The sequence below is a fragment of the Parafrankia sp. BMG5.11 genome (genome assembly GCF_004337455.1).
In genome coordinates this window covers 1-6,381 of the sequence record NZ_SJXI01000199.1, presented here as the reverse complement: position 1 = coordinate 6,381, position 6,381 = coordinate 1, and the positions used below count along the sequence as shown (strand labels likewise).

4 protein-coding genes are annotated in these 6,381 nt (G+C 75.0%); 2 read left to right on the top strand and 2 right to left on the bottom strand.

Going from position 1 to position 6,381, the window contains the following annotated elements:
- Positions 1–188 precede the first annotated feature (188 nt).
- Positions 189–668 (top strand): hypothetical protein, encoded by a 480-nt coding sequence (locus E0504_RS49870; RefSeq protein ID WP_112109429.1) that lies wholly within the window; start codon positions 189–191, stop codon positions 666–668.
- A gap of 52 nt (positions 669–720) precedes the next feature.
- Here E0504_RS49870 and E0504_RS49865 read toward each other — a convergent pair whose 3' ends face one another.
- Both E0504_RS49865 and E0504_RS49860 read right to left on the bottom strand, forming a co-directional pair.
- Positions 721–2,517 carry a hypothetical protein gene (locus E0504_RS49865; RefSeq protein WP_131628129.1) on the bottom strand — a complete coding sequence of 599 codons (1,797 nt, stop codon included), beginning with the start codon at positions 2,515–2,517 and terminating at the stop codon, positions 721–723.
- Between the two features lie 158 nt (positions 2,518–2,675).
- On the bottom strand, positions 2,676–3,404 hold the full coding sequence (locus E0504_RS49860) for a TetR/AcrR family transcriptional regulator (RefSeq protein ID WP_112106971.1): 729 nt from the start codon (positions 3,402–3,404) through the stop codon (positions 2,676–2,678).
- A 143-nt stretch (positions 3,405–3,547) separates the two neighbouring features.
- Between E0504_RS49860 and E0504_RS49855 the strand changes: the two genes are divergently transcribed.
- Positions 3,548–6,025 carry an MFS transporter gene (locus E0504_RS49855; protein WP_112106973.1) on the top strand — a complete coding sequence of 826 codons (2,478 nt, stop codon included), beginning with the start codon at positions 3,548–3,550 and terminating at the stop codon, positions 6,023–6,025.
- The last annotated feature ends 356 nt before the right edge of the window (positions 6,026–6,381 follow it).

The following is a 6,381-nucleotide window of genomic DNA, read 5'->3' as shown; positions in this document are numbered from 1 at the left end:
CCCGTGGAGCCGACCGTAAGACTAACGCGCCAGCACCACCGGCGCGGCGGCGGGTGGCTGTGAAGCGGGAACCGGGCACGGCCAAGACCGGTCAGACCCGGGGTGCCTCACCGAAAGGTGAGGCGGCATGAGTGGCGCTATCCGGCGCTCTTGTGCAACGGAGCGGAGTGAGAGGAGCGCCTGCACAGATGGCCGTCGTGGGGATCACCGGGCACCGCGTCCTGTCGCCGGAGGTCGAGACGTTCACGACCGCCGAGATGCGCCGCCTGCTGGGCCGGCACCGGGCCGCTGAGCTGGTCGGTGTGAGCTGCCTCGCCGAGGGCGCCGACAGCGTCTTCGCCGACCTGGTGCTCGGCCTCGGGGGCCGGCTTGTGGCCGTCCTGCCCGCGCGGGACTACCGGGAGTTCCTGCCGCCGGAGCACCGAGCGGACTACGACCGCCTGCGCGCCGCCGCCACGCGCGTGCGCACACTGCCGGGGCCCGAGGTGGACCTGGCGGCGCTGATGGCAGCCAGCGAGGCCCTGGTCGACGAGGTGGACGAGCTGATCGCCGTCTGGGACGGCCAGCCCGCCCGCGACTACGCCGGCACCGCGGACGTCGTCGCGTACGCGCGAAGCCAGCACAAGCCGGTCCACGTCGTGTGGCTCGCGGGCGCCGTCCGGGACTAGTCGCCGCATCAGACATCCGCCCTGGCCACGCCGGCGCGGCGATTCCTGCGGGTCAGCGCGGGGACAGCGGGACCACGCCGATCTGGACGGGGGTGAGACCGCTGGTCGGTGGCGGCGTCGGCGAGGCCGGTGCTGGGCCGGGGCCGTTGGGTGCCGGTCCGGCGGCCGCGGCCGGGGGCATCGGGGCGGCCGGTGGGGTCGAGGCGTGCGGGGTGGTCGCCGACTCCGGGGTAGGTGCGGCAACCGCGAGGCGCGCCGGGGCCGGCCGGCCGGCCGGCCCCGGGGGGCGGGCACGGGCCGGGGACCCGCCTGTTCCGCCGGACGCGGTCGGGCCGCTCGGTGGCTGGCTCAGCGGAGTGCCCGGCTCGGTGACCGCGGGTTGCTCCGCCGCGCCCGGCTCCTCAGGAGGCGGGGCCGGCTCGGCGGGTGGCGGGGCGGGTGCGACCCGAGCCCCTCCGGGTCGCCGCGGGTCGCCGGGCTGATCCGGGACGGGTGTCGGAACAGGCGTGCCCCGCGGGGCACCCGCCAGCGGCACGGTGGCACCGGCGACGACAGCGGTCGGCCCCGACGAGGGACCCGTGGAAGCCGCCACCGCGACCACCGTGACCGCGGTCATCACCCCGGCCGCGACCGGCCGCCAGCGCCCGCGCCCGCGCGCCGCGTCGCCGGACCGGACACCCTCGCTGCCGCTGCCGCTGCCGCCGGCCCGGCGGATCTCGCCGGCGGCGCCGGCACCGACCACCTCGCGGGCCTGGCGAACCGGGGACCGGGATCGTGATCCGGCGCGGCGGCGTCCGCGTACCGGCATGCCGGGTCGGTCGTCGAGACTGGCCCGCAACCTGTCCAGTCGGGCGAGCCCGGCGGCATCCCGCTCCGTGGCGATTCTTGCGCCCGAGCCACTTCCGCTGCTTCCGCCGGCGGTGCGGGCCGGCGTGGGTGCCGGGCGAGGGCTCGTGAGGGCGTCCCTCAGCACGGTGCGGACCTGGCCCCGCGGCATGGCGTTGAGCACCGCGACGGTGGCGGGGTCGTCCATCCCACCGCTGTTCGGCCAGCCAGGCGGGGGAAGGCAGCCGGTGCCGGCAAGCGCGACGACGCGGGCCCAGGCCGCGACCGCCGGGTCCGGCGGGCCGTCGTCGCCACCGGGTCGGGCGGTCGTGCCGAGGCCCAGGTTGACCAGCCGTGGGCCGGTGAGGGAGAGCACGATGTCGTCGGGGGTCGGGACGCACAGGTCCCGGGCCGGGCCGCCGGCCCGACGGGCGGCGCGTAGTCCGTCGAGCAGCGCCGATGCGAGGACGTGCAGTTCGGCGGGGGAGAGCGGCCCGCGTTCGGCGACCTCCCGGGCCAGTGTGGGTCCGTCGACGAACTCGGTGACCAGGTAGGGCAGCCCCGCGAACCGCGACGGTGCCGCTGGCTCGGCGCCGCCGTCGGCGCTTGCGCTGGCCGGGAGATGGACATCGGGGTCGGGGGCGACGACTCCGGAGTCCAGGACCGCGCAGCGGTGCGGGCCGGCGGCGGCCCGGGCGCTGTTGGCAGCGGCGGCGAAGCGTTCACACAGGTGCGCGTGCAGCCGCCGCGCCGCGTCCGGGCCCTGCCCGGTGGCTGTGGGCGGTGGCTCCGAGTCCCGTTCGCTGACAGTGGGAGGTGGTTCCGGAACGCGCAGCGCTACCTGGGCGCCGCCGACGGCGCGGCTCAGGAAGACCAGCCCGCCCGGGCCCTGGGCTATCCGGCCGAGGACGGCGTAGGGGCCGATCGTGGACGGGTCGCCGTCCAGCAGAGGCCGCACCCGCCTGGGCAGGGCTGTGGCCGGCCTGGACGCGGCCGCAGTCATTCCGGACGCGGCCGTGGTCATACGGACTCCCGCCTGGTGGCGGCGTGCTGACCGACGGTGCTCACCCGGTCGAAGGTAGCCGCTCGGGCCGTTTCCGTGAAGACCGGTCCGCGTTCTTCGCTGCTCTTCGCCCCGGTTCGCCCGCCTCGACCCGCGAGCCGCGGGTGGAGGCGAGGGCTTCAGGTTGTGGGGGAATCGGGCCGGTACGTCCGCTCGATGCCGTCGAGTAGCCAGGTCAGCGCCTGCTCGAACCGTTCCGAGGCGAAGGGGGCGTCCCCGGCGAGCATCCGGGCCAGGTGTGGGAACTCCCCGCTGTGGAGCAGCTCCCGCAGGGTGGGCTCGGCGTCGATGCGGCGCCGCAGCCCGCACAACGGGCGCGGGACGTCGGCCTCGATGGCCCGCGCCGCGAGCTCCCGCATCGCGCAGCCGACGACCAGGTCGTCGACCGCGTGCACGATCGTTCGCTGGGCCGCCGGGTCGGTGGTGAGCCCGGACGCGACGGCGAGGGACTGCTCGATGTGCCGCAGCTTGTTCGGCCCGAGAGCGGGGCGCAGGCCGAGCGCCAGCGCCCAGGGATGGCGCAGCAGGCTCTGGCGGGTGAGGCGGGCGATCCGGGTGAGGCCGGTGCGCCAGTCCGGGCCGGTGTCGGCGAGGAGGTGCTCGGCGGTCAGCGCATCGAGCATCAGCTCCAGCAGTGCTTCCTTGTCCTGGACGTGGGTGTAGAGGGTCATCGTGCCGACGCCGAGCATGGCGGCGACGCGCCGCATCGAGACCGCGTCGAGTCCTTCGGCGTCGGCGATCTCCAGGGCCACGGCCACTATCCGCTCACGGGACAGCCCGGCCCGGCTGGCGGCCGGTCGGTCACCGGCTCCGCGGGGCCTGGCCGGGTCGACGGATGTGGTGTTCATCGCACGTTGCTCCCCGGATACGGTTTGGATTCCGTACAGCGTACGACGTAGGGTCGGTCGGACGTCCGTACGGTGTACGGGGACCTGGTCGCGGGCCGGCGCGGCCGCCAGATCGACGACCGGTGCGGCTGTGGGAGGGCGCGATGGCGAAGAGCAGGGGCAAGCCGAGAGCGAGATCCGCGGGATCCAGGGGTGCCGGGGCGCAGGCGCGCAGGCGGACCGGCACGGCGACGCCGGCCGCGGCGAGCGAGGCGGTGACGCCCGAAGCCCCGGCGGATGCCGCCGCGGGCGCTGGCGACCTCGGACCCACCGGCGGCGACGGCGCCGCGGCTGAGGCTGCTGCCGGTGGGGCTGCCGCTGGTGAGGTCGTCGCTGGTGAGGCTGCCTCTGGCGAGAGTGCCGACGGCGAGAGTGCCGACGGCGAGGCTGTCGATGCGGCGGCCGCGGGCGCCGGGGTGGCGCGCGAAGGCGCTGACAGCGAAGCGGCTGACCGCGAACAGGCTGACGTGGTGGCCGGGGCCGGCGAGGCGCCTGCCGAAAAGGCCGAGGTGGCGGCCGGGACGGTGGCTACCGACGAACCGGCGGCTGAGAAGGCCGAGGTGACGGCCGAAGCGGTGGCCGCTGGCGCGGGCGTGGCCGAGGAGAAGGCTGAGGGGCAGAGCCCGCCAGCCGAGCCCGAGCCTGAGGCCAAGCCCGAAGTCGAGGCTGAGTCCGAGATCGCGGCCGAGGCTGCGGTTGTGGCCGAGCCGGCGGAGGCGGTCGAGGTCAAGTCCGAGGCTGCGACCGGGACCGAGGCCGGGGCCGAGACCGAGACCGGATCTGGGACCGAGGCCGGATCCGACGTCGAGGTGCAGGCCGCGGTCGCGGATGGGAGCGCGGTGGAGCCGGAGGCCGGTGCGGAGCCGGTCGAGATCGTCGTTCCTGAGCAGGCGACCGCTGCCACGGTCGCGGTGGTCGCGGTGGCCGCGGTGGCGGCGACCCCGGCCGCCCCGCCGGTCGCGGTGACGTCGGCGGATGCGGTGACGTCCGAGGGCCTGGACTCGCCGGAGGGCACGGCGTCTCCGGAGGGCACGGTCGCGCCGGCCGGAGCCGCGGAGAAGGAGGCGCTCGCGCCGGGCCAGGTCGCCGGGGAGAAGACGGCCGCCCCGGCAGGCCGGGGGCGGCGGGTGCCGGCCTGGGCGGTGCTGGCCGTGTGCTGCTTCGCCCAGTTCATGGTCGTCCTGGACGTCTCGATCGTGAACGTCGCGCTGCCGTCCATGCAGACCGAGCTGGATCTGAGCTCGTCTGGTCTGCAGTGGGTGGTCAACGCCTACACGCTGGCCTTCGCCGGGCTGCTGCTGTTCGGCGGGCGGGCGGCGGACCTGTTCGGGCGGCGCCGGGTGTTCATCTCCGGGCTGGTGCTGTTCACCGCGGCCAGCCTCGCCGGCGGCCTCGCCGAGAACCAGGTCATGCTGATCGTCGCTCGTGCGGTGCAGGGGCTTGGCGGTGCGGTGCTCGCGCCCGCGACGCTGAGCATCCTGATGACCTCGTTCCCGGATCCGCGGGAGCGCGCCCGGGCGCTCGGCATGTGGGGCGCGACCGCCGCCGGCGGCGGCGCGATGGGTGCGCTGGCCGGGGGCGTGCTGACCGAGATCGCCGACTGGCGGTGGGTGCTGTTCGTCAACGTGCCGATCGGGCTGGTGCTGCTTGTCGGAGCGCGGGCGGCGCTGGTCGAGTCCCGTGGTCAGGCTCGCGGAGTGCGCGACCTGGACATCCCCGGCACCGTGACCGTCACGGCCGGGCTCACGGCGCTGGTCTACGGCATCGTGCGGACGGAGTCCAGCAGCTGGGGCTCGCCGGTGACCGTCGGCTGGCTGGTTGCCGCGGCCGTGCTCCTCACGGCGTTCCTGATCATCGAGTCACGTACCGAGAACCCGCTGGTGCCACTGGGCATCTTCCGGCGCAGGGCGCTGCGGTACGCGAACACGATCGGCGTCGTGATGGGCTCGATCATGTTCGGACTGTTCTTCTTCCTGACCCTGTACCTGCAGCAGGTGAAGGGGCAGGGGCCCCTCGAGGCCGGCCTGGCGCTGGTTCCCATGCCGATCATGATCATTGTCGGGTCGCAGGTCAGTTCCCGGACGGTCGGCCGGTTCGGCCCCCGTCCGCTGATCATCGGCGCGTCCGTGATCGTGGCGTCGAGTGTCTGCTGGCTCAGTGCGCTGAGCGCGCACGGCTCGTACTGGAGCGAGGTGTTCGGACCGCTCACCCTGCTGGGATTCGGGATGGGCATCAACATGGTCGCGGTGACGACAGCCGCCACCGCGGGGGTGCCGCCGCAGCTCGCCGGGCTCGCGTCCGGGCTGCTCAACACCGCGCGGCAGATCGGCGCCGCCGTCGGCCTGGCCGTCCTGGCGATCGTCGCGGACACGCACACCGACAGCGAGCTGGCCGCGGGAGCCGACCGGGCCGACGCGCTGACGTCGGGGTATTCGCTGGGATTCCTGGTGTGCGCGGCGCTCATGTTCGGGGCCGCCGCGCTGGCGGTGTTCATGCCGCGCAAGGAGTCACCGGTCGTCCCGGCTGGTGCCGCCCAGGCCCGCCCGGAACCGGAGCGCGTGGAGGCCCTCGCCGAAGCCTGACCCGCCCATCTGCGCGTCCGCCGGTCCGCCGGTCCGCTGGTCCGCCGGTCCGCTGGTCCGCCGGTCCGCCGGTCAGCCGGTCCGCGGTCCGCGCAGACGAACGCCGAGTTCCGCGCCCAGGCCCTCCGGACCCTCCAGGCGCCCGTCCCGGGCTCCGGGTACACCGGGCCCGGAGAATCGAACAGCCAGCGTTGGGGCCCGTCACCACTGGTGACGGGCCCCAACGCTTCTCTGCGGCATCGGATCGAACACAGAGTAGTTTCTCAAACTCCCAAAGTAGCCAAACATCGAGAACGGACCCCGCCTCGCCTGGCTGACCCGCGGCGACGGCGAAGCGTGGCGGGTGAGTGAGTCCA

Excerpts from the sequence above, each read along its gene's own strand:
- E0504_RS49860 (WP_112106971.1), bottom strand. The coding sequence starts at position 3,404 with ATGAACACCACATCCGTCGACCCGGCCAGGCCCCGCGGAGCCGGTGAC.
- E0504_RS49865 (WP_131628129.1), bottom strand. The coding sequence starts at position 2,517 with ATGACCACGGCCGCGTCCGGAATGACTGCGGCCGCGTCCAGGCCGGCC.
- E0504_RS49870 (WP_112109429.1), top strand. The coding sequence starts at position 189 with ATGGCCGTCGTGGGGATCACCGGGCACCGCGTCCTGTCGCCGGAGGTC.
- E0504_RS49855 (WP_112106973.1), top strand. The coding sequence starts at position 3,548 with ATGGCGAAGAGCAGGGGCAAGCCGAGAGCGAGATCCGCGGGATCCAGG.